The following is a 21,722-nucleotide window of genomic DNA, read 5'->3' on the forward strand; positions in this document are numbered from 1 at the left end:
CCTGCTCCTAGGCTCCAGGCATGGCATCGGTGAATGTTGAGCGTACTGAGAACGGCTTCGTGGCCCGCAACGGGCGCGGAGCGGAGATCGTCATGGGCAGTGGCGACGACGAAGGCGTCTTCACCCCGGTCGAGCTGCTGCTCGCCGCGGTGGGCGGCTGCAACATCGTGACCGTCGAGCCGCTCACCGCCAAGCGCGGCCACCGCCTCGTGCGGCTGGCGATGACGGTCCAGGCCGAGAAGGTCGAGCCCACACTGCTCGGCCCGGTCACGATCACCTACGACGTCGAGCTCCCCGAGGGCGACCCCGAGGCGGACGAGGTCTTCCGCGCCGTCGCCCACCGGGTGCACGAGCGCCACTGCACCGTCAGCCGGTCGCTGCAGAAGGGCACCGAGGTCGTCGTCGAACTCCCCGAATAGCCGCTCGCCCCGCCGGGTCATCCCGTACCCGGTCATGCCCGGGACTTAGACCGAATCTATACCGTGCGATGACGAGCAGCTCAGGCCCCGGTATGTAGTGTTAAGGCAGGTCAAGGGGGATGCGACCAGCGCCCGACGGGCGCAGCGAAGCTTTCACCATAAGGACGCGGTGGGGGACCGTGTCCGAACAGCGGGACCGCCCGATGCGTTTGGGGGAAGGCATCGGCGCTGGACCGTGAAGTGGTCGGGGCCGGACAGGCGGGGGACTGTCCGGCCCCGACTCATGTCCACCCCCACTTCGCGGCCCTCCCTTCGCCCCCGCTCCGTACGGCCGCCCCACCTCAGCCCGCTCCGTCTCGGGCCGCCTGGTCTCGGGCCGCCTGGTCTCGGGCCGCTCTTCCCTTTCGGAGCCTCGGACCGTTCCTCGCCTCTGCCGCACCCTAGGGCCGGGGCGGCCACGCTCTCGCCCCGCCTCGGGCCGCTTCCCCTTCCGCCGCCTTGGGCCGTCTTCATCGGGCGCCGGCACGGCGGGAAGCGGGTCGGTGGCGTCGGCGCCCTGTTACGGCGACGGGCCCGGTCAACTCTCCGGCCGTCGCCGGTCATTGCGGGTGCCTCTGGGGGGCGGCAGCGGGGCGACGCAGCGGGTTCGTCCGGGCTCCGCGGGCGCCCCTTGGCCGTGGGCCATGAGGGGTTGTTTACCTGTGGCGGCTCTGCCGGGAGGGATGGAGCTTGGGGGAAGAAAGGTTTTGCCCAGGCGGTGGTGCCCCTCACAGGTCACAGCAGTAACACGGGTATCGCCTGTCAGCCTCGTCGGCCTTCTCTGACGCATAAAATGCCCGATATATGGGGCTTACGGCCTGATAGGTAGATCTTCTGATGCTTTGTACAAACATCGTTTGCTTTGTCCTGACTTGACCGGTAACGTCTTGTACCAGATCGGACGGTGACCTGGTCTTCAGCCGGAAGGCCGCCGCCCGAACGTCGAGTCCCAAGGGCCTGAACCCGGCCCGCGGGAGCCGGGGACCCACGTTCTTCGGGGTGAATCCGCGTCAGCGGTAGGGCGAACTCCACGCCCGAACCCGTCAGCTAACCCGGTAGACGTCGTTGGAGAGGAGACTCGAGTGGACACACCGCCCCACTCCGTCCTCCGGGCGACCCTAGGCCCGGATCTCGCCGTCAGAAGCGGCACAGCAGTCGGCTTGTAGGAGCCGGCCGGGCGATTCGCAGCCTTGCGACATGGTGGCCGTCCAGCGCCACCGCCCGAAAGACCCACGTAAGAAAAGCGCTCGCGCAGCGATGGACCATGCCCTTGTCCACCCGCTTGTGCCTCAGAGAACGCTTTCCTCTCCCGGCGCCGAACCCTCTTGACCGAAGTCGGAGCCCGGGTCCCTTGTCTTCTGATGAAAGATCCTGACCTCCCATGTCTTTTTTCACGAACACCCCCAAATGTCGTGTGGTTTCGAGCATCATCGGTGCCGCGATGATGTGCACGGCGACGGTCGGCACGGCCACCGCGGCCCACGCCAACTCGCCCGAGCGCAAGGACGGCGTCGCGGCGGCGACCACCCAGCGAGTCATGTTGAAGGGCTCCACCACCGCCTCCTACTTCTGGGACGACGCCTCCGGGCGCGCCGGTGACACGGGAATGCCGGCCATCGGCAAGCCGATGCAGAAGGGGCTGTTCGCCAGCCCGTGCTGGCCGCTCGGCACCGAGGGTTACGTGATGTACAACGGCAAGAAGGCGCCGTTCTTCATCGGCGACCGCGGCCCGGGCATCCCCTCCGAGAGCGGCGTCATGCTCGACATCGACGGCAAGACCTTCGCCGAGCTGACCGGCGGCGACTTCAGCGACTCCAGCCTGATGGTGACCGGCTTCGGCGCCGGCCACATCAAGGTCGACTACGTCATCACCAAGTGGGGCAGCGGCCCGGGCAAGAAGAACGAGCCCGTCCCGTTCTCCGCCGGCGCCTGGGGCGTCTACGACAAGGACCCGGCCGAGCCGACCCTGGCGCTCACCTCCGCGCCCTGACCCGCGCGCACGCACCTGCGGGTTCTTCCACGAGCTTCCCCCGGGAAATAGGCGTGCCGGTGCTTCCCCCTGGCACCGGCACGCCGCCCCGGCGCCGATGTGCGTAGCTTCGCCGGGACTGCTAAAGTCACCGTAGTCAACGCGCCGCTAGCTCAGTTGGTTAGAGCAGCTGACTCTTAATCAGCGGGTCCGGGGTTCGAGTCCCTGGCGGCGCACCACGGTTAACGCCGATGACCTGGGCATCTTCCCCGATGGGGAGGGTGCCCACAGTCGTTTTCCAACCTGTTTCCCCCTCGGTGCGGGCCCCGATCCGTTCGAGGTCGCCAGTTGAACGGCCATTTGACGATCATGATTCCGCCTTCGGATAGTGGTGGACATGGTCAACGACAACCCGTTCGACCGGCGCCGCTTTCTGGCCGGGTCAGGAGCCGCCGGGCTGCTCGCCCTGGTCGCCGCCTGCTCGGGCGGCGCGGGCACGAGCACCGGCGTGAACGCCGGGCCGTCCGGCTCCCTCCCGAGCACGCCCAAGCGCGGCGGAGTGCTGCGCGCGGGGTCCTCTCCGCCGCCGACGGCGGTCGACCCCGTCACCATGTACGACGGAACGGCGATCGCGATCGCCCAGCTCGTCGCCGACTACCTGATCTGGCTGGACAGGGACTACAAGCTGGTCCCGCGCCTGGCGGAGGCGTGGTCCGCCAAGGACGGCGGCAAGATCTGGTCCTTCACCCTGCGCGAAGGCGTGGTCTTCTCCGACGGCACCCCGCTGGACGCCGAGGTCGTCAAGGCGTCCTTCGACCGGTTGCTCGACCCGAAGAGCAAGTCGGCCGCGCTCTCGGCCTTCGACACCGTCCTCGCGCAGGGCGGCGTGCGCGTCAAGGACTCCCGGACGGTCGTCTTCACGCTGGAGCGGCCGTTCTCCGACTTCCCCTATCTGGTGTCGGCCGGCAACTACAACGCCCTGATCCTCAAGAAGGACTACGCGGGCGACTTCACCGCCAAGCCCATCGGCACCGGCCCGTTCGTGCTCGCCTCCTACGACCCGGCCAAGGGCGCCACCTTCACCCGCAATCCGAGGTACTGGGATCGGGGCAAGCCGTACCTGGACGGCGTGGAGGTCAAGTTCTACGCCGATGACCAGGCGGATCTGCTCGCGCTGCAGGGCGGCGACGTCGACGCCCAGCTTCTCAGCATTCCCGCCCTGGTCAACCCGCTGAAGGGTGTCGGGGACATCACCGTCGACCGGGTGGAGGGCACCGGGTTCACCGCCCTGACGCTGCGCGTGGACCAGGCGCCGTTCGACAGGAAGGAGGTCCGCCAGGCCGTCGCGTACGCCCTGGACCGGCCGGGCGTGAACGCCACCACCTACGACGGCATCGGGGCGCTCGCCAACGACCACCTGTTCGCCGCGCTGTTCCCGGCGGCGCCGGCCGACATCCCGCAGCGCGCCAAGGACCCCGCCAAGGTCGCGTCGCTGCTCGCCGCCGCCGGAGTGGCCAAGCTGTCCTTCCCGCTGACCTTCGACCCGCCGAGCAAGGACTACGCCCTGATCATCCAGAACCAGCTCAAGCAGGTGGGCATCGAGGTCACGCTGGACCAGCGCACCTCCGCCGACTTCTACGGCGGCGACCAGGAGAAGGACACGCCCTGGCTGTTCAGCCCGGCCAACCTGGTGCGCTGGGCCGGGCGGGCGGTGCCGAGCCAGTTCATCATCCCGATGGTGAAGAGCGGCGGGGTGTGGAACGGGTCCAAGTACGCCAACCCGGTGCTGGACGCCGCCGCCACCGCCTACGACGGGGCTACCACCGACACCGCGCGCAAGGCCCAGGCCGAGATCATCGCCAGGACGCTGTACGAGGACGTCCCTGTGATCATCAGCGTCTGGGGCGGCAGCGTCCGGGCCTTCAACGGCGGATTCGCCGGGATCCAGGCGCATCCCTCCAGCTACGTCGACTTCACGTCGGTGTCCCGGATCTAGGGCGGCCCGCGATGAGGCGATTCCTGCTGCGGCGGCTCGCGGCGATCCCGCTCACGCTGCTGGTGGTGTCCGTGCTCGTCTTCACGGCCACCGAGCTGATCCCCGGAGACGTGGCCCGCACCATCCTCGGCCGTGAGGCGAGCGAGGCCGCGGTGCGCGACCTGCGCTCCCAGCTCGGGCTCGACCGGCCGCTCCCGGTCCGGTACGCCGACTGGCTGCACGGCTTCCTCACCGGGCAGTGGGGCGACTCCTCCACCCTCCGCGTCCCCGTCCGCGACCTGGTCCTCGGCCGGCTCGGCGCCTCGCTGCTGCTGGCGCTGCTGGCCTTCGCGCTGCTGGTGCCGGTGGCGGTGACGCTCGGCCTGGTCGCGGGGGTTCACCACGACCGCCCGGCGGACCGGGTGATCAGCGTCGCGAGCCTGGCGTTCGGCGCGACGCCGGAGTTCGTCACCGGGGTGGTCCTGCTGGTGGTGTTCGCGGTGAGACTGCGCTGGTTGCCCGCGTCCGCCCAGATACCGCCCGGAGCCACCCCGGTGCAGGCGCTCGGCCACCTGCTCATGCCGGCGCTCTCGCTCGTCCTGCTGTGCACCGGGTACGTCGCCCGCCACGTCCGCGCGAGCACCGTGACGGCCGTGGAGAGCCCGTACGCCCGCGCGGCGGAGTTGCGCGGCCTCACGCGTGTGCAGGTGGTGCGCCGGCACGTGCTGCGCAACGCCACGATTCCGGCGACCAGCGCCCTCGGCGTGCAGCTGCAGTTCCTGCTGGGCAGCCTGGTCACGGTCGAGCTGCTGTTCAACTATCCCGGGATAGGGGCGCTGCTGCTCCGGTCGGCCGTCGACAAGGACCTGCCGACCCTGCAGACCACCGCGATGGTGCTCGGTTGCCTCTACATGCTCATCTTCCTCGGAGCCGACCTGGTCTACCGCCTGCTCGACCCGCGCGTCCGGCTGGGGTCCGCCTCATGACCGGCCTGGTGCTGACGGGCGCCGCGCGCCGTGCCCGGATCGCGGGACGGTCCCGGGTGGCGCTGGCCATCGGCGGGTCGATCATCCTCGCCTGGGTGGCGATCGCGCTGCTCTGGCCGCACCTGGTCCCCTACGACCCCGACCTGCAGGACCCGCTGCGGCGCTTCACGCCGCCGCAGGCCGGGCACTGGCTGGGCACCGACCAGTTCGGCCGCGACACCTTCTCGCGGATGCTCGCCGGGGCGCGTCCGGTGCTTTCCGTGGCGCCGCTCGCGACGGGCCTCGGCACCCTGGCCGGAACGGTGATCGGGCTGGTGGCGGGCACACTGGGCGGGCTGGTCGAGGAGTTCACCATGCGGGCGCTCGACGCGGTCGTGGTGTTCCCGACGATCATCGCGGTCGTGCTGTTCGTGGCGCTGGCGGGCCGGTCGACGACGGTGGTGGTGCTGGTCATCGCCGCGTCGTTCACCACGATCGTGGCCCGCAGCGTGCGGGCCGCGACGCTGGTCGAGCGGGAGAAGGCCTACGTCGAGGCGGCCCGGCTGCGGGGCGAGCGCCGCCGGTCGCTGATGCTCCGCGAGATCCTCCCCAACCTCGCCCCGACGGTGCTGGTGGAGGCGACCTCCCGGTTCGGCGACGCGATCTTCGCGGCGGCGACGCTGTCCTTCCTGGGCCTCGGCCAGCCACCGGGCTCGCCGGAGTGGGGGGCGTCGGTGTCGGACAACCGGACCTGGCTGCAACTGGCCCCCTGGACCGTGCTCGCCCCCGCGCTGGCCATCGCCTCGCTCGTGGTCGCGACGGCGCTGGTCGCCGATGCCCTTCGCCACCGCCGGGAGGCTCGGTGAGACCACAGAGCGGCCTGCGGGTCGAAGGGCTGAGCGTGGCCTACGAGACCGCGCGCGGCCAGGTCGAGGCGGTGTCCGGGGTGTCCTTCGAGGTCGCGGCGGGCGAGACCTACGGATTGGTGGGCGAGTCCGGCTGCGGCAAGACCACGCTGGGCCGCGCTCTGGGCCGCTACCTGCCCCGCGGCGGCTCGATCACCGGCGGCCGGGTGGAGGTGGACGGGACCGACGTGCTCGGCCTGACCGCCGGCGGCTTGCGCCGCTGGCGGGGAAGTTCGCTGGCGGTCGTCCACCAGGAGGCGGGGAGCGCGCTGGACCCCACGATGCGGATCGGCGCGCAGCTCGCCGAGGCGCTCAGGTTGCAGGGGCGCACCCGCGCAGAGGCGAGGCGGGAGGCGACGCGGCTGCTCGAACGGGTCATGCTGCCCGACCCCGCGGCCATCGCCCGGCGCTACCCGCACCAGCTTTCGGGCGGGCAGCAGCAGCGCGTGGTCATCGCGGCCGCCCTGGCGGCCCGGCCCCGCCTGCTGATCCTCGACGAGCCCACCACGGGTCTGGACGCGACGGTGCGGCACGAGATCCTCGGCCTGATCGGGGCGCTACGGGCCGACCTCGCCGCCGCCGTCGTCCTCATCAGCCACGACCTGGCCATGGTCGGGCGGCTGTGCGACCGCGTCGGCGTGCTCTACGCGGGCCGCCTGATCGAGCAGGGCCCCGCCGCGGAGATCCTGGCCACGCCCCGGCACCCCTACACCGCCGCCTTGATCGCCGCGGTCCCCCGATTCGGCCGGACCTGGCGTGATCGCCCGCTCGCCGCCATTCCGGGCCGTCCCCCCGCACCCGGAGAGAACTGTGCCGGGTGCGCCTTCGCCCCCCGCTGCCCGCACGCCGACGAGACATGCCGGGCACGTCGTCCGGCGCTGGAGGCCGCCGGCGTCCACGACGCGCACACAGGGCGCTCCGTCCGCTGCCACCACGCCGCCGAGCTGATCGGCCGGCTGGACCCGGCCGAGGAGGGCCAGGACCCGGCCGGCGACCTCCGAGCACCCGCGCGGCCCGGCGTGGCCGGGCCGTTGCTGGAGATCCGGGCGCTGACCCGCCGCCATGCCGGGATCCCGGTGCTGCGCGACGTCGACCTCACCATCGGGCACGGCGAGGTACTCGGCCTGGTCGGGGAGTCGGGGAGCGGCAAGACGACGCTGGCGCGAGCCGTCGTCGGCCTCGGTCCGGAGGGGAGCGGGACCATCCGGCTCGACGGGCGGGAGCTGCCGGCCGCCGTGGCGCGGCGAGACGCGGGGGCGCTGCGGCGGATCCAGATGGTGTTCCAGAACCCCGACGCGTCGCTGAACCCGAGCCACACGGTGCGGACCGTGCTCGCCAGGGCGCTGCGCAGCCTTCGCGGCGGCCTCACCCCCGAGCGGCTGGCCGTCCGAGCCGGACTCGGGGAGCATCTGCTGGACTCCCGCACCGATCGGCTGTCGGGCGGTCAGAAACAGCGTGTCGCGATCGCCCGCGCCTTCGCGGGCGAGCCTGATCTGGTGGTCTGCGACGAGCCGGTCTCGGCCCTCGACGTGAGCGTGCAGGCGGAGGTGCTGCGGCTGCTCGCCGACCAGCGGCGCCGCACCGGGACGTCGTACCTGTTCATCTCGCACGACCTCGCGGTGGTGGGCTACCTGGCCGACCGGATCGCGGTCATGTACCGCGGGCGGATCCTCGAACAGGGACCGGCCGCGGACGTCCTCGCGGGCCCGCACCACCCCTACACCGCCTCGCTGGTGACGGCGTCGTCGGCGCCGCTCGGCGAGTCCGGCACCGCCGGCGATCCCGCCATGCCGGGGCCGGCCGGTTGCCGGTTCGCGCACCGGTGCCCGCTCCGCGTCGACGGCCTCTGCGAGAAGGAGGAACCGCCCGTGCTCGCCCTCGGCGGCGACCACGCGGTGCGCTGCCACCTCGACGTGGCCGCGCTTCCGCGGTCCGGCGTGCCGGTGGCCGCGGCTCGAGCCGCACCCGCAGAGGGGGGCTGAGCCGTCCAGGCCCCGGTCAACGGCCTGACGCGTGGCCGAACTCAGGCAGGCGGCCACGCCCCGGCCGCCCACCTCGCGGCCTCGCGTGGTGCCCGGCCCTCCGGTCGCCCGTGATCGGCGGCCGGAGGGCCGGGGGGCCTACGACCAGCCTTGCAGGCCGGCGCCGTAGGGGTAGAGGGGGTTGCCGTAGGTGGTGGGGACGGTCTGTCCCGCGTCGATGCGGGACCTGATCTCGGAGCGCTGGGCGGCGGTGGCGCCCAGGTCGTAGGGGAGGTTCCAGTCCTCGGCCGCGTCGGCGACGACGTCGGTGCCGCCCGGCACGAGGATCTGGTCGAGGCTTCGCGGCAACTGCCAGGGCAGCCGGCCGCTCGGGGTGTAGTCGCCGAACAGCAGGGACGCCGTGGCCGGGCCGACCTCTTCGCCGCCGCGGTAGGTGACCACGATGGCGTCGGCCAGGCCGTTCCACTCGCTGATCACCGTGGGGCGGGGCAGGGTCAGCAGCACGACGACCGGAATGCCCTGGTTCTTGAAGTTCTGGATGATCGCGAGCTGGTCGGCGGGCAGTTGGGGCCGCTCCTTCACCCAGGCGGTCGCGTGCGTGTAGGTCGGCTCGCCGACGGCCACGACGGCGAGCTTGGGCGCGGGACCGGTGTCGGGGTAGACGTTGACGCCGGCGGTCGCCGCCCGTGCCTTGATCGCCTCCAGCGTGGTCAGCGAGCCGTACTCCTGGTGGAAGTAGCTCGTCCAGATGCAGCAGGACGTGGCGTCGGTGGCCCGCGGACCGGCGACGACGATGTTGTCGCCCGCCTTGAGCTTGATCGGCAGGACGCCGTTGTTCTTCAGCAGCGTGATGGACTTGCGGGCCGCCTGGTTGGCCAGCGCGACGTAGGACGGCTGGTGGAAGCGGTAGGGACCGTTCACCGGGTCGCCGTAGGGGTGGTCGAACACGCCGAGGGTGAACTTCAGGCGCAGAACGCGGGTCACCGCGTCGTTGATCCGCGCGATCGGGACGCCCGCGAGGAAGCCCGCCATGGTGAACCCGGCCGCGCCGGGGTCGGCGCCGCCCATCACGTCGGAGCCGGCGTTCGCGGCCTTGACCCAGACGCCGGACGGCAGCCAGTCGGTGGTGATGAGCCCGGTGTAGCCCAGGTTGTTGCGCAGGTAGGCGAGGATCGGGGCGCTGTCGCCCGCGCCGGAGCCGCCCGGGTCGAGATAGGAGCTCCCGGCGTAGCCCGGCATGATGTTCACCGCGCCGGCCTCCATCGCGGCCCGGAACGGGATCATGTGGTACTTGATCGTCACCGCGTCGTAGGTGATCCCGGCCTCGCCGCCCGCGCCCTCGCCCGGCCAGTGCTTGACGGTCGCCAGCACCGATCCGGGGTTGAGCTCCGGCCCGCCCTGCAGCCCGGCCACCAGTGCGCGGACCTGCGCGGCGGCGACGTCGGCGTTCTCGCCGTTGCCCTCCTGGATGCGCGGGTACAGCACCTTGGTGCCGACCTCGGCGAGCGGGCCGAGGACGCCGCGCGCCCCGACCTCCAGCTCCTCGCGGCGCTGCATGTCGCCGAGCTTGTAGTCCAGCGCGTAGTCCTTGCCGGCGGCCAGCGTGCTCTGCAGCGGGTAGGTGGTCTGGTACCCGGAGATGGTGTCGCCCGCCGAGACCGGCGGGATGCCGAGCCGGGTGCCGGACGCGCTCAGCAGCACCTGGTGCAGGTCGTTCGGCTGCGCCGGGCCGAAGTGCCAGCCCGAGAGCGGGTAGACCTGGGCGTTGTAGAACATCTGGTACGCCTTCTCCTCGGCGGTCATCCTGCCGAGAAGGTCGCCGACCCGGGTCTCGATCGGCAGCCGCCAGTTCTCGTACGGCTCGATCGTCCCGTTCTTGTTCAGGTCGCGGGCGCCGTTGACGACGTTGACGCCGTCGGCGACCTGCTCGATGTCGGGCAGGTACAGGCTGAAGGTCCGGATGGCGGAGGTCGTCCGCGTGCCCGAGCCGCTCACCGCGACGACGTACCACTTGTAGGTCCACCGGTCGGGGATGTCCCAGGACGGCGTGTAGGAGGTGCCGGTCGGCTCGGCGACCTTGGTGTAGAGGTCGATGAGCCTGCCCGCCGCGGTGAAGTCGTAGTCGGTGCGGCTGACGTTCAGCCAGACCTCGTAGCGCGCCGCGCCGGAGACGGCCGCCCAGGAGAACGCGGGCCGGCGGGTGTCGGTGACCATGGCCTTGTCGGCGGGCGCGGACAGCGCGAACTGCCCGGTGGTCGCCGGTGCCCTGGTCGGCGCGGACAGCAGGGGAGCGGTCGTGGCTCCGGTGTCGACGGTGCCGAACACCTGGAACTCCCACAGCGAGTAGCCGTAGCCGGTCGCCCGGGCGGTCCCGGTGAAGCGCACGTAGCGGCCGTCGCCCGTGAGGTTCAGGTTCTCGACGCCGCCCCTGCCGGTGGTCGTCGCGTACAGAGAGGTCCAGGACGTGCCGTCGGCCGACACCTCGATCCGGTAGGCGGTGGCGTAGGCCGACTCCCAGTTGAGGGTGATCCCGGTGATGTGCCCGGCGCCGCCGAGGTCCACCCGCAGCCACTGGGCGTCGGAGAACTGGCTGGACCAGCGGGTGTTCGTCCGCCCGTCGAGGGCCGCCGCCGGAGCGTTGCCGCCCTCGAAGGAGGAGGCCGTCACCTGCTTGTAGGCCGAGATCGGCGTCCCGCCGGAGGGAGGAGGGTCGGTGGACGTGGTCCCGTAGACCTGGAACTCCCACAGGGAGTAGCCGTAGCCGGTGGCGCGGGCCGTGCCGTACAGCCGCACGTACCGCCCGGACCCGCTGATGGCCAGGTTCTGGACGCCGCCGCCCCCGGTCGTCGTGGAGTAGACGTCGGACCAGGCGGCGCCGTCGGCCGACACCTGGATCTTGAAGGCGGTGCCGTAGGCGGCCTCCCAGTTGAGGGTGACCTGGCTGATCGTCGAGGTGGCGCCGAGGTCGACCTGGAGCCACTGCGGGTCGCCGAACGCGCTGGACCAGCGCGTCCCGGTGTTGCCGTCCACCGCCGCCGAGGCCGGGGTGCCGGCGTTCTCGGCGGAGGAGGCCGTCGCGGGCCTGCCCTGCGAGAGCAGGACGGGCGCGGCGTACGCCGCCCTGGACGGCACCGCCAGGAAGCTCGCGATCACCGCCAGCATCACCGTCAGGACGGTGAGGGGCAGGCGCCGTCGCGGAAGGGAGGGGTTCATGGGCTCTCCTGTGCGGACGGGCGGCTACCAGCCGACGGCGACGAGCAGGTACTGGGGGTTGCCGTGCGAGATGAACGACGACTGGTCGGCGTAGTCGTCGTAGGGGAAGCCGTAGGCGCGCTTGCCGATCGCGTGGTCGTGCCAGAACTTGGAGTAGTAGTTCGCCGGGGCCGTCTTGTAGTACTGGCTCGAGTCGGACTGCTGGGCGTCGGACAGCCCGGCGACGTGCCGGTTCAGCGCCGCGCACAGCTTGGGGTTCTCGGACAGCGGGCCGGCGCAGCCGGTGACCTGCGAGGTGGTGGCGTTGACGCCGTTCTGCGAGGCGTAGCCGGTGAAGTAGTTCGCGTACTGCCCGCCGGGCTGGAAGACCGCCGCGCTGCCCGGAGCCGGGATCCGGTAGGGGGCCTGCACCTGCGCCAGCGGCTTGAACTCGGTCGGCACCTCGTTGGTGAACCGCTGGAACGTCGCCGAACGGGACTCCTGGAAGGTCGCGTAGTCCTCACCCACGGCCACGTCGTAGCCGTCGCGGGCGTGCAGGCGCATGGCGAGCTTCAGGCCGAACGCGTCCACCCGGGTGGTGTTGCCGTTGAACACCGACGGTCCGACGGTGAACTCGATGAAGTCGTAGTACTGGCTGTTGGGCGAGCCGAGGTAGAAGTACATCCGGCCCGCGGTGTTGGCCGGCATGTCGAAGTAGGGCTGCTCGGCGATCGAGTGCGCCTGGCCGTTGTAGCTCCAGTAGACCTGGGAGTCGGGGTACTGGCCGTTGGTCCGGTTGAGGATCTTGACCATCACGACGTTGCGCGGGGCGGGGATGGTGGAGGTGTCACCCCAGAACGCGTCCGGCGCCGTCGGAGTCGGTGTCGGCGTCGGTGTCGTTCCGCCGGCGACGCGGACGGCGAAGCTCCACAGCGAGTAGCCGTAGATCGTCGCGCGCGTGGTGCCGTACACGCGGATGTAGCGGCCGGAGCCGGCGACGTCGAGGGTCTGCGTGCCGCCGGTGCCGGTGGTCGTCGAGTACACCGGCGTCCAGCTCGTCCCGCTGGTGGAGACCTCGACGCGGAAGGCGCGGGCGTAGGCCGCCTCCCAGGTCAGCACGACCTGGCAGACCGACTGGACCGAGCCGAGGTCCACCTGGAGCCACTGCGGGTCGCTGAACGCGCTGGACCAGCGCGTCCCGGGGTTGCCGTCCACGGCCGCCGAGGCGGGGGTCCCGGCGTTCTCGACGGAGGAGGCCGTCGCGGTCCTGCCCTGCGCGGCGTCGGTGGTGCCGCAGGCGGCGGCCGAGCCCGGGGAGGAGGTCAGGCCGACGAGGAAGGCCGCGCACAGCGTCATCGCGGCGAGCAGCGGCGTCAGATGGGTGGATGGACGAAGTCTCATGGGGCGCTCCTGGAAGAGGGGCCTTCGCGAACCTCGCGCACAACGCGCTCGTCGCGGCGAGCTTGTGCTTGCTGGGAGGGGCGGTCGGCGCCGCCCCTCCGCGGGTCCGGCCCGCGGCCCCCGCCGGCGGCGCGCCGGGGCATGGTGTGCCCGCGGCGCGGCGCCGTCCGCGGTGCCGGGGATCAGGGGTAGCTGACCAGGTTGCTCGGGACGGTGGCGGTGCCCTGGGCGGGTCCGCCGGTGTTGTTGATCACGTGGGCGATGGTCCCGTTGCCGCCGAGGGAGACGGTCAGCAGGTCGTGGAACCGCACGCCGGACGTGGTGGGCGCCTCGAAGGCGCGGTCGGCCACGATCGAGGGGTCGACGTTGAAGTAGCAGTAGCTGCCCAGGCCCCAGCCCTCGTGGCTGGTCACCGAGTCGGCCACCTTGTAGGCGGCGTAGCCGCGCGTGCCGCCGTTCATGAACGCCGCCTGGTTCGGCGGGTCGTAGGGCATCTCGTTCTGGAAGAAGATCGTGCGACCGCCCTGGCCGTTCCAGATGACCTCGTACTTCTGGTAGTGCTCGACGAACAGGCCGTAGGCCGTGACGTTGTTGCCGTTGACGATCAAACCGGTGTCGGCGGGGTTGGTGGTCCAGCCGACGCCGGCGCCGTGGTCGGCACGCCAGGCCCAGATGTGGTCGATGATCGTGTTGCTGGTGTTCACCACCAGGCTGGTGGTCGCCCGCCCGGCCCCGGCGCCGCCGATGCGGAAGAAGACGTCCTGGACGGAGGCCGGGTTGGACGCGTGGCCGGCGGCCGAGGAGCCGTTCGGGCCGACCTGCAGCAGCACCGGCGAGTTGACCGTTCCGGCGTCGAACAGCAGCCCTGCGATCTTGACGCCGTCGACGTCGGCGGTCGACATCGCGGTCACGCCGTTGTCGGGGATCAGCGTGGGGTAGCCGATGCCGAGGACGACGGTGTTGGCCCTGGTCACGTTGAGCGTCTGGTTGAGGTGGTACACGCCCGGGGTGAACAGCAGGTTCAGGCCCTGGGTCAGCGCCTGGTTGAGGGTGGCGGCGCTGTCGGACGGCTTGGCGACGTAGAAGGCGCTGAGCGGGAGCGACGAGCCGGGGGTGGACCCGCCCGACCACGAGGCGCCGCTGGTGTTCTGGCGCAGCGAGGGGACGAACACGTTGTAGTTGCCCGCGGAGTCCACGTACAGGTAGGGCTTCTCCCTGGTCACCGGGCTCTGGCCGATGGTGGTGTACGGCGGGTTCGGGAAGCTCTGCGCCGGAGCGCCGACCACGCCGGAGAACACCATGTTCCACACGCCGTTGGTCCAGCCGCCGATCTGGCTGTCACGGGTGAGCCACTGCTGCTGGGAGTACGGGCCCACGGTGCCGTCGATCTTGCTGTCGGAGATGTAGCCGCCGCTGGCCCAGCCGTAGCCCGAGGGCGCGAGGTTGAGGTTGCCCCGCACGTGGATGCGCCGGAACGGCGCCGCCTGCGACACCGCCCAGCGGTTCTCGCCGCCGGTCGGGGTGATCGACAGGTTCTCCGCCGACCGCCAGAAGTTCTGGGTGGCGTTGCCGCCGAACCAGCCGGCGTCGACGGTGACGCCGCCGTTGATCGTGACATCGTCGGGGTTGCGGCCGAGGCCGGCGATGGAGGTGTAGAAGCCGATGTTGGCGTTGACGTTGTAGCTGCCCGGCTTGAACAGCAGCGCGTAGCGCTGGGTGCCGAACTGGTTGGACTCCTGGGTGCTGAAGACGGAGTTCAGCCTGCTCTGGATGGTGGAGCTCGCCATGGACGGGTCGAAGACGATCACATTGGAGCCGAGGTCGCCGCCGCCGGGCAGGTTCGGGCCGCCACCGCCGGTGCTGCCGTACACCTGGAACTCCCACAGTGAGTAGCCGTAGCCGGTGGCCCGGGCGGTGCCGTACATGCGGACGTAGCGCCCGCTGCCGGAGACGGCCAGCGTCTGGGTGCCGCCGGTGCTTGTGGTGGTGGAGTAGACGTCGGTCCAGGAGGACGCGTCGCCGGAGACCTGGATCTTGAAGGCCTTGCCGTACGCCGCCTCCCACCGGAGCACGACCTGGCTGATGGTGGCGGTCGCGCCGAGGTCGACCTGGATCCACTGGGGGTCGCTGAACGCGCTCGACCAGCGCGTCCCGGTGTCGCCGTCGACCGCCGCGGTGGCGGGCGTGCCGGCGTTCTCGGCGGACGAGGCGGTGACCGGCCTGCCTTGCGACAACAGGGTGTCGGCCGCGGCGGCCGGCCCGGTGACCATGAACGACGCCACGAAGGCGACGAGGGCGAGAAACGTCCCCGACAGGACATGCCTGCCGGAGCGCCGGGACAGGTGCACTGCTTCTCCTCACGACATGGGGGGTGCGCCACCGAAGTGGCGGGGGTGCGGAGAGCGCTCTCTCGCAAGAGCGTGCACATGTGCGGGCCGTAGTGTCAATGCTTAATTTAACTTCTATGACATAGTGCCGACAGGAGCGGGAAACCGCGCGTCCTGGAGGAACTGCTCGATGACCAGGGTCGCCGCGCCCATGGCGACGGCCTCAGGGCCGAGGCGTCCCAGCACGATCGAGGTGGTCTTGTAGGGCTGGAGCAGGGTGTTGGCCGCCGTCGCGGCGCGGATGTCCACCAGCAGGCTCTTCCCGAGCATCAGGCCGGCCCAGCCGCCGATCACGATGCGCTCGGGGTTGAACAGGTGGATGAGGTTGGACAGCCCGACGCCGAGCAGTTCGACGGTCTCGTCGAGCACCGGGGAGCGCGACTCGAGCAGCCGGGCCAGCGCGGTCTCCTCCTCGGCCGAGTCGGCCACCACTCCGGCACGGTCCAAGATGGCCTCGGCGCCGACGTAGGCCTCCAGGCAGCCGCGCCCGCCGCACTTGCACAGGCGCCCGCCCGCGACGATCTTCAGGTGCCCGATCTCGCCCGCGGCGTGCCCGGCCCCGCGGTAGATGCCGCCGTCGGTGACGATCGTGCCGCCGACCCGCGAGCCGATCAGCATGACCACCGTGTCCGACGTGCCGCGCCCCGTGCCGAACCACAGCTCGGCCTGGCCCATCGTCTTGGCGCCGTTGTCCACCAGCAGCGGCAGCGACGTGCCCGCCCGCAGCATCGCCCCGAGCGGGACCGCCTGCCAGCCGAAGGTCTCGGCCTGGACGAGCGCGTCCGGCCCCGGCTCGACGATGCCGGGCACGCCGACGCCGACGCCGAGCACCTGGCCGGGGGACACCCCGCCCTCGCTGATCACCGAGTCGATGCCGACCAGGATGTGCCGCGCGACCAGCTCGGGATCGTGCCGCGCCGAGTGGACCGCGTACAGGGCCCGGGCCCGCTCGTTCATGTCCAGATCGAACAGCTCGACCCTGACCTGCGTCTCGCCCACGTCCACGCCGACCACGAAGCCGAACTCGGGGTTGACGCGCAGCAGCACGCGGGGCCGGCCGCCGTCGGAGTCGACCAGCCCGGCCTCGACCAGGACGTTGTCGCCGAGCAGGTCGCCGGTCATCGTGCTGACCGTGGCGCCGCTCAGACCGGTCGCGTCGCACAGGTCGTTGCGGCTCGCGGCCCCGCCGAAATACAGGGCACGCAGGAGCATGGCCCGGTTCCCCCGCCGCACGTCTCGCACGGTTCTGCGCTCCGGCCTGCCCATTGGCCCCGCCTCCCTTGATTCCCGGTCATGTTAATTCAAGGCCCGAAACCCCTGCGTGCGAGCGCCGCGCCGGTCGCGTTACCGAAGCGTGTCCTTCGGTGCGACGACTTTGTTCAAGGCTTAGATTATGCTCCGGGAAATCCCTCCGGGCGAGGAGAGGAGACCGGCCATGGCCGAACCGGTGTCCGGGAGGCTACGACAGGGCGGCGGAGGTGGTCTCCAGAGCGTGGAGCCTGGCCCGGACGTCGTCGGCGCCCCCATGGCCCAGCTCGTCCAGACCGGCCAGCGCCCGCCGCAGGGCGCCGCGCGCCTTCTCCCGGCGGCCGGCCGCCAGGTGGGTCTCGCTCAGGCGGGTCAGCGTGTCGGACTCGGCGTACCGGATGCCGAACCGCCGGTACAGCTCCAGGGCCCGCTCGTAGCTCGCGGTCGCCTCCTCGTAGCGGCCCAGGTGGTGCAGGGCGTAGCCGATGCTGTCCAGCGTGTCGGCCTGGGCGTAGTGGTCGCCGAGACCCTCCAGCAGGGCCAGGGCGCGCCGGCAGTGGATCAGCGCATGCTCGTGGCGGCCCAGCAGGGCGTGGTACCACCCCACCGCGTTCAGCGAGGCGGCCTGGCCTGGACGGTGGCCCGCGACCAGGAACAACTGGTGGGCTCGCTGGGCGTGGATCAGCGCGCTCTCGTACCTGCCGCGCAGTTCGAGCACCCAGCTGAGGATGCGGTGGGTGTGCGCCTGCGCGACGACGTCCCCGGTGTCGGCGAACAGCTCCAGCGCGCGGTCCAGGTGGAGCATCGCCTCGTCGTGGCGGCCGAGGTGGGCCGCCGCGCGGGACAGGCCGCGGTGGGCGTGGGCCATGCCCGTGCGGTCGCCGAGGCGCTGCGCGGCCTTGAGGGCGACGCGGTGCGAGGCGGCGAGATCATGCCAGTGCCCCCGCCGGCCGAGGAAGTGGGCCAACGCCCAGGCCAGCCGCCAGGCCGAGTCGTCCAGACCGGCGTCCGCGGCCGTCGCCACGACGGCGAGCAGCCCGATGTGCTCGATGGTCAGCCAGTCGGACGCCTCCTCCAGATCGGCCGGCTCGTCCGGGTGCACCCCGGGCGCGGGCGGCGGCAACGGGATCGCGTCGCGGTGCGAGGTGAACAGCCGGGCCGCCCGGTGCGCCGAGTGCAGGTAGTGGTCCACCATCCGCCGGACCGCCGCCCGCCGGTCGGCCTCGGTGTCCTCGGTCTCACCCCGCTCGGCGGCGTACGCGCGCAGCAGGTCGTGGCCGGTGTAACGGCCCGGGATGTGCTCGGTGAGCAGGTGCGCGCGGGTCAGCTCCGCCAGCGGCGCACGGGCCCGGCGGACGGGGACCCCCGCGAGCGCGGCGGCGGCCGAGACGCTGACGTCGGGGCCCGGATGCAGGGCCAGCAGGCGGAACAGCCTCGCCGCGGGCGGGGTGAGCGCCTGGTAGGACCAGGAGAACACCGCGCCGACGTCCGCGCCGTCCGCGCCGGTGAAGGCGTCCAGGCTGCCATGGGCCGCGCGCAGCTCGGCCGCGATGGCGGCGAGCGGGAATGCCGGGTTGGTCGCCGCCCGCGCCGCCGCGATGGCCAGCGCGATCGGCAGGCGGGCGCACAGCGCGGTGATCTCCCGCACCGCCGCCGGCTCCGCGCTCACCCGGCCTGGGCTGAGCCGCAGCGCCAGGAACTCGCGGGCCTCGGCGTCCGACAGCGCCTCCAGCGTCAGCGAGCGGGCGCCCTCCCCGGCCACCAGCCCCGAGAGCCGGTGGCGGCTGGTGACGATGGCCAGGCAGCCGGGCGTGCCGGGAAGCAGCGGCCGGACCTGCTCTGAGTCGCGGGCGTTGTCCAGCAGCACGAGCACCCGCCGCTCGGCCAGCAGACTCCGGTACCGTGCCGCGAGGACGTCCAGGCCGCTGGGCATGTCGCGCGCCGAGACGCCGAGCGCCCCGAGGAAGTGGCGAAGCACCTCGGAGGGGTCCTGTGGGCCGCCGGGGCTGAAGCCGCGCAGGTTGACGTAGAGCTGGCCGTCGGGGAACCGGTGCGCGACGCGGTGGGCCCAGTGCACGGCCAGCGTGGTCTTGCCGATGCCGGCCATGCCGCCGATGGTGCTGATCACCGCGGTCGCCGGGGGGCCGTCCCCGCAAGGGAGCAGGTCGTGCACGCCGGCCAGTTCGGCGCGCCGCCCGGCGAACGACGGCAGGTCCGCCGGCAACTGCGCCGGCCGCACCATCTCCCCGGCCTGCCCTGGTTGCCCGGTGGGCCCGGCCTGCCCGGTGTGCCCGGCGTGCTCTGCCTGCCCGGCGTCCCGGCCGGCCACGGACCCGCCGCCCGCGGAGGACGCGGGCCCCTGGTCACCGGCGGACGCGCTCGCGTCCGGCCCGGTCGCGGACGCGGGCCCGGCGGACCCGCCCGGAGCGGCGGACCCGGCCGGCGGGGCAGGTCCGGACGACAGGGGAGAGCGCGCCGAGGCGCCGGGCGAGGGGGCCCGTGTCTCCTGGAGCACCCGCTCGTGGGCCGCGCGCAGGCCGGGGCCCGGGCTGATGCCGAGAGCCTCGTCCAGCCGGGTGTACATCGCCCGGTACACCTCCAGCGCTCCCGCGCGGTGGCCGGTGGCCGCCAGCACGAGCAGCAGCCGCGTGTGCAGGGGCTCGTCGAGCGGGTTGGCCTCGGCCGCCTGCTGGAGCCGCGGGACGAGCCGCGCGACCGAGCCCGTCCGGAGCGCGGTGTCGGCCGCCTCCTTCAGCACCTCCAGGTACTCCTGGTCCAGGGCCGAGAACAGCGGGTGAACCCGTACCTCTTCGGAGACGCCGTCGGCGGCCGGCCCCCGCCACAGGTCGAGCGCCTCGGTCAGCAGGCTCGCCGCGGTCTCGTCGTCGGAGGCCGCGCGCGCCCGGCCGGTCAGGGCGCGGAAACGGAGCAGGTCCAGCGAGCGCTCGTCCAGATCGAGCCGGTAGCCGCCGCCGCTGCGCACCAGCCAGCGTCCGACCGCGCGCCGCGGCAGGCCGGGCTCCAGCAGGCGCCGCAGCGCCCCGATGTGCCGCTGGACGACGTTGACCGCGCTCTCGGGCGGGTCGTGTCTCCAGAGGATGTCGACGATCTCGGCCAGCCCGGTGGGACGGCCCGCCCGGGCGAGCAGGACCGAAAGCACCTCGCGCTGCTTCGGCGGCCCGAGCGCCATCTCTTCGTCACCCCGCCAGGCGAGTACGGGCCCGAGGACCGCGAACCGCACCCGACCGCTGGGCGTCATCTCCGATTCCAATGGCACAGTACCCCTGACCTGCCACGTTCTTGACGATCATCATGGACGCGGCCATGCGCGTCACTTTCGTCAAGTATGGGAGATGCAGGAGTATGGCCGTGCAGAAAGCGATTCGGATTCGGTAGGAGCGGCCCGGCGCTATCCCCCGGCGGGCAGGAACCGGAACGTCCCGCTGATCGCGTCGAACAACGCGTAGACCTCCGCCTCCAGTGGGAGGTTGGGGCTGGCGCAGGTGATGATCAGATAGTCGCGCTCGGCGCCCGGAAGCGGCACCACGGTGTGCATGGTGAGCATCCGTACGGAAAGTTCGGTGGTGAAGGAGGCGTCCTCGGTGCCGGTGATCCTGGCCACCTGTCCGATGTCAGGCAGGGTGACGGTGGACACCTTCCGGTCGGCGGGCGTCCTGTCGGCGCCCGGCCCGGACGCGCCGGGCGCCAACTGGGCGGTCAGCACCGGCAGCGTCAGCTCGCGGCCCGGCGGCACGGTGACGGCGAAGACCATCGTGTACCCCATGAAGAGCCCGTCGTCGAACATCGTCGCCGTGCCGGCGGCGAAGAGCGCGCCGCGGCGGCGCGCGGCCCTGGCGACCTCGCGGGCCTGGCGGAACAGGTCGTTGATCGCCGCCTTCTCCCGCACACCGTTGGTCATGGCGAGGGCGGCGGCGCGGGTCTCGGCGAGCGCGTCGCCCGAGACGTCGAGATCCGCCCAGGAGTCGGGCACGTCGAGGACGAAACGGTCGACGGGGGCGATCATTTGGCGTCCAGGTGGGCCACGGCCTTCTGGTCGGTCTCGTTCATCTGCTGCACGATCTGGTCGACGGCCTTCTTGATCGTCTCGCATTGGTGGTGGAGCTGGATGCGCCCGTCCTTCCAGCGCTTCTCGAAGTGCTCGCCCTGGTCGATCAGCGGGGAGCCCAGGGCGCGATCCAGGTCGATGCCCGACTTGTCGGTGTCGATGTGGTCCAGTACCGAGCCCAGCGCCCGCGACACCTGCTCCAGCTCGTCATCCGGAATATCGATTTTGGCCATCGTGCCCCCCAGGCGGATCTCTTCTCCTCGGTACCGCGTACCGTCTGCTCCACTGCACACGTAGCCAGGCACCCGGAAGGTTCACACTCGGGCACCGTTTTGAACCCTTCGGACCGTTCGCCTCGTGTTCCGCGAGTGAGATTCCAAAGCAACCCCCGCCCGGCCGGCCGGGCGGGCGTCCGCGCGCTGGCCGTGGCCGTCGCCCTGTGCGGCCTTACCGGCGCGGCCGGCTGTGGCAAGGTCATCAGCATCGGCGACGCCCCCGCCTCCTCCGCTCCGGCCCCCGCCCCGCCGGCCTCCTCGGCGCCGCCCGCCGCGGACCCGGCCCCGTCCACTCCCGCGGGCACGGGCGACACCGGAAGCCAGGAGTTCGGCTCCGGCAACCCGCTGCAGCTCGTCAACGGATCGGCCGCGGACAACGGCGCGACCGGTGACGGCGGGACGGTGACCGGGGCCGCGGTCCAGGAGCAGCCCCCGGTCTGGGTCCAGCTCACCGGCGTCCGCTCCCGCACACTGGACGCCCACGTCGTGGACGTCAACCAGTCGACCCTCTACCGGTTCGACAAGGATTCGGCGGACCCGTCCCGCTCCACCTGCGAAGGCGACTGCGCCGTCACCTGGCCGCCCGTCACGATCAAGCTGGGTGGCAAGGTGTACGTCCGAGGCGTCCGGCCGGAGGCCGTCGGGGCGATCCGGCGCGGCGACGGCCGTATCCAGCTCACCATCGGCGGCTGGCCGGTCTACCGCTTCGCCAAGGACCAGCGCCCCGGCGACGAGAAGGGCCAGGGGGTCGGCGGCACCTGGTTCGCCGTCGCCCTCGACGGCTCCAAGGCGATCCCCGTCAAGTGAGACCCCCGGCCGGTGCCGAGAGAACGGGCCGGCCGCGACATGGCGGTGGGGCGGGTCAGGGAGATCGTCCCGGACCCGCCCCACCGCGATCG

Annotated in this window: 14 protein-coding genes, 1 tRNA gene and 1 riboswitch; of the genes, 8 read left to right on the plus strand and 7 right to left on the minus strand. The window is 71.9% G+C overall.

Annotated elements, in window-relative coordinates:
* Window positions 1-20: 20 nt before the first annotated feature.
* From ABZU32_RS26680 to ABZU32_RS26710, 7 genes are all read left to right on the plus strand, one after another.
* Window positions 21-419 (plus strand): OsmC family protein, encoded by a 399-nt coding sequence (locus tag ABZU32_RS26680; protein ID WP_354851961.1) that lies wholly within the window; start codon window positions 21-23, stop codon window positions 417-419.
* Between the two features lie 969 nt (window positions 420-1,388).
* Window positions 1,389-1,536: riboswitch (cyclic di-AMP (ydaO/yuaA leader) on the plus strand.
* A 336-nt stretch (window positions 1,537-1,872) separates the two neighbouring features.
* Complete coding sequence (locus ABZU32_RS26685; protein ID WP_354851963.1) at window positions 1,873-2,448, plus strand: hypothetical protein; 576 nt, start codon at window positions 1,873-1,875, stop codon at window positions 2,446-2,448.
* 141 nt (window positions 2,449-2,589) lie between these two features.
* Window positions 2,590-2,666 (plus strand) — tRNA-Lys (locus tag ABZU32_RS26690).
* A 158-nt stretch (window positions 2,667-2,824) separates the two neighbouring features.
* Window positions 2,825-4,423 carry an ABC transporter substrate-binding protein gene (locus tag ABZU32_RS26695; protein WP_354926184.1) on the plus strand — a complete coding sequence of 533 codons (1,599 nt, stop codon included), beginning with the start codon at window positions 2,825-2,827 and terminating at the stop codon, window positions 4,421-4,423.
* 11 nt (window positions 4,424-4,434) lie between these two features.
* Window positions 4,435-5,388, plus strand: coding sequence for an ABC transporter permease (locus tag ABZU32_RS26700; protein ID WP_354926186.1), 954 nt, complete (start codon window positions 4,435-4,437; stop codon window positions 5,386-5,388).
* Window positions 5,385-6,233, plus strand: coding sequence for an ABC transporter permease (locus tag ABZU32_RS26705; RefSeq protein ID WP_354926188.1), 849 nt, complete (start codon window positions 5,385-5,387; stop codon window positions 6,231-6,233). The genes ABZU32_RS26700 and ABZU32_RS26705 overlap by 4 nt, the downstream gene beginning before the upstream one ends.
* A complete protein-coding gene (locus tag ABZU32_RS26710; RefSeq protein WP_354926190.1) occupies window positions 6,230-8,254 on the plus strand; it encodes an ABC transporter ATP-binding protein in 2,025 nt (674 codons plus the stop codon). Before ABZU32_RS26705 ends, ABZU32_RS26710 begins: the two co-directional genes overlap by 4 nt.
* A 138-nt stretch (window positions 8,255-8,392) precedes the next feature.
* On the opposite strand, the gene ABZU32_RS26715 is transcribed toward ABZU32_RS26710, so the two are convergent.
* From ABZU32_RS26715 to ABZU32_RS26745, 7 genes are all read right to left on the minus strand, one after another.
* A complete protein-coding gene (locus ABZU32_RS26715; protein ID WP_354926192.1) occupies window positions 8,393-11,467 on the minus strand; it encodes a discoidin domain-containing protein in 3,075 nt (1,024 codons plus the stop codon).
* Between the two features lie 24 nt (window positions 11,468-11,491).
* The gene (locus tag ABZU32_RS26720; RefSeq protein WP_354926194.1) at window positions 11,492-12,847 is read right to left on the minus strand and encodes a beta-1,3-glucanase family protein; all 1,356 of its coding nucleotides are present in this window, start codon (window positions 12,845-12,847) and stop codon (window positions 11,492-11,494) included.
* Window positions 12,848-13,029: 182 nt separating this feature from the next.
* On the minus strand, window positions 13,030-15,195 hold the full coding sequence (locus tag ABZU32_RS26725; RefSeq protein ID WP_354926196.1) for a discoidin domain-containing protein: 2,166 nt from the start codon (window positions 15,193-15,195) through the stop codon (window positions 13,030-13,032).
* Window positions 15,196-15,309: 114 nt separating this feature from the next.
* Complete coding sequence (locus ABZU32_RS26730; protein WP_354851979.1) at window positions 15,310-16,446, minus strand: ROK family protein; 1,137 nt, start codon at window positions 16,444-16,446, stop codon at window positions 15,310-15,312.
* 247 nt (window positions 16,447-16,693) lie between these two features.
* Complete coding sequence (locus ABZU32_RS26735) at window positions 16,694-19,741, minus strand: BTAD domain-containing putative transcriptional regulator (protein ID WP_354926198.1); 3,048 nt, start codon at window positions 19,739-19,741, stop codon at window positions 16,694-16,696.
* A gap of 150 nt (window positions 19,742-19,891) precedes the next feature.
* Complete coding sequence (locus ABZU32_RS26740) at window positions 19,892-20,506, minus strand: hypothetical protein (RefSeq protein ID WP_354851983.1); 615 nt, start codon at window positions 20,504-20,506, stop codon at window positions 19,892-19,894.
* Window positions 20,503-20,781, minus strand: a complete 279-nt coding sequence (locus ABZU32_RS26745; protein WP_354851985.1) for a hypothetical protein — start codon at window positions 20,779-20,781, stop codon at window positions 20,503-20,505. The genes ABZU32_RS26740 and ABZU32_RS26745 overlap by 4 nt, the downstream gene beginning before the upstream one ends.
* A 135-nt stretch (window positions 20,782-20,916) precedes the next feature.
* On the opposite strand from ABZU32_RS26745, the gene ABZU32_RS26750 reads away from it, so the two are divergent.
* Complete coding sequence (locus ABZU32_RS26750) at window positions 20,917-21,630, plus strand: hypothetical protein (RefSeq protein ID WP_354926200.1); 714 nt, start codon at window positions 20,917-20,919, stop codon at window positions 21,628-21,630.
* The last annotated feature ends 92 nt before the right edge of the window (window positions 21,631-21,722 follow it).

The organism is Sphaerisporangium sp. NPDC005288 (assembly GCF_040607475.1).
GTDB lineage: Bacteria > Actinomycetota > Actinomycetes > Streptosporangiales > Streptosporangiaceae > Sphaerisporangium > Sphaerisporangium rhizosphaerae.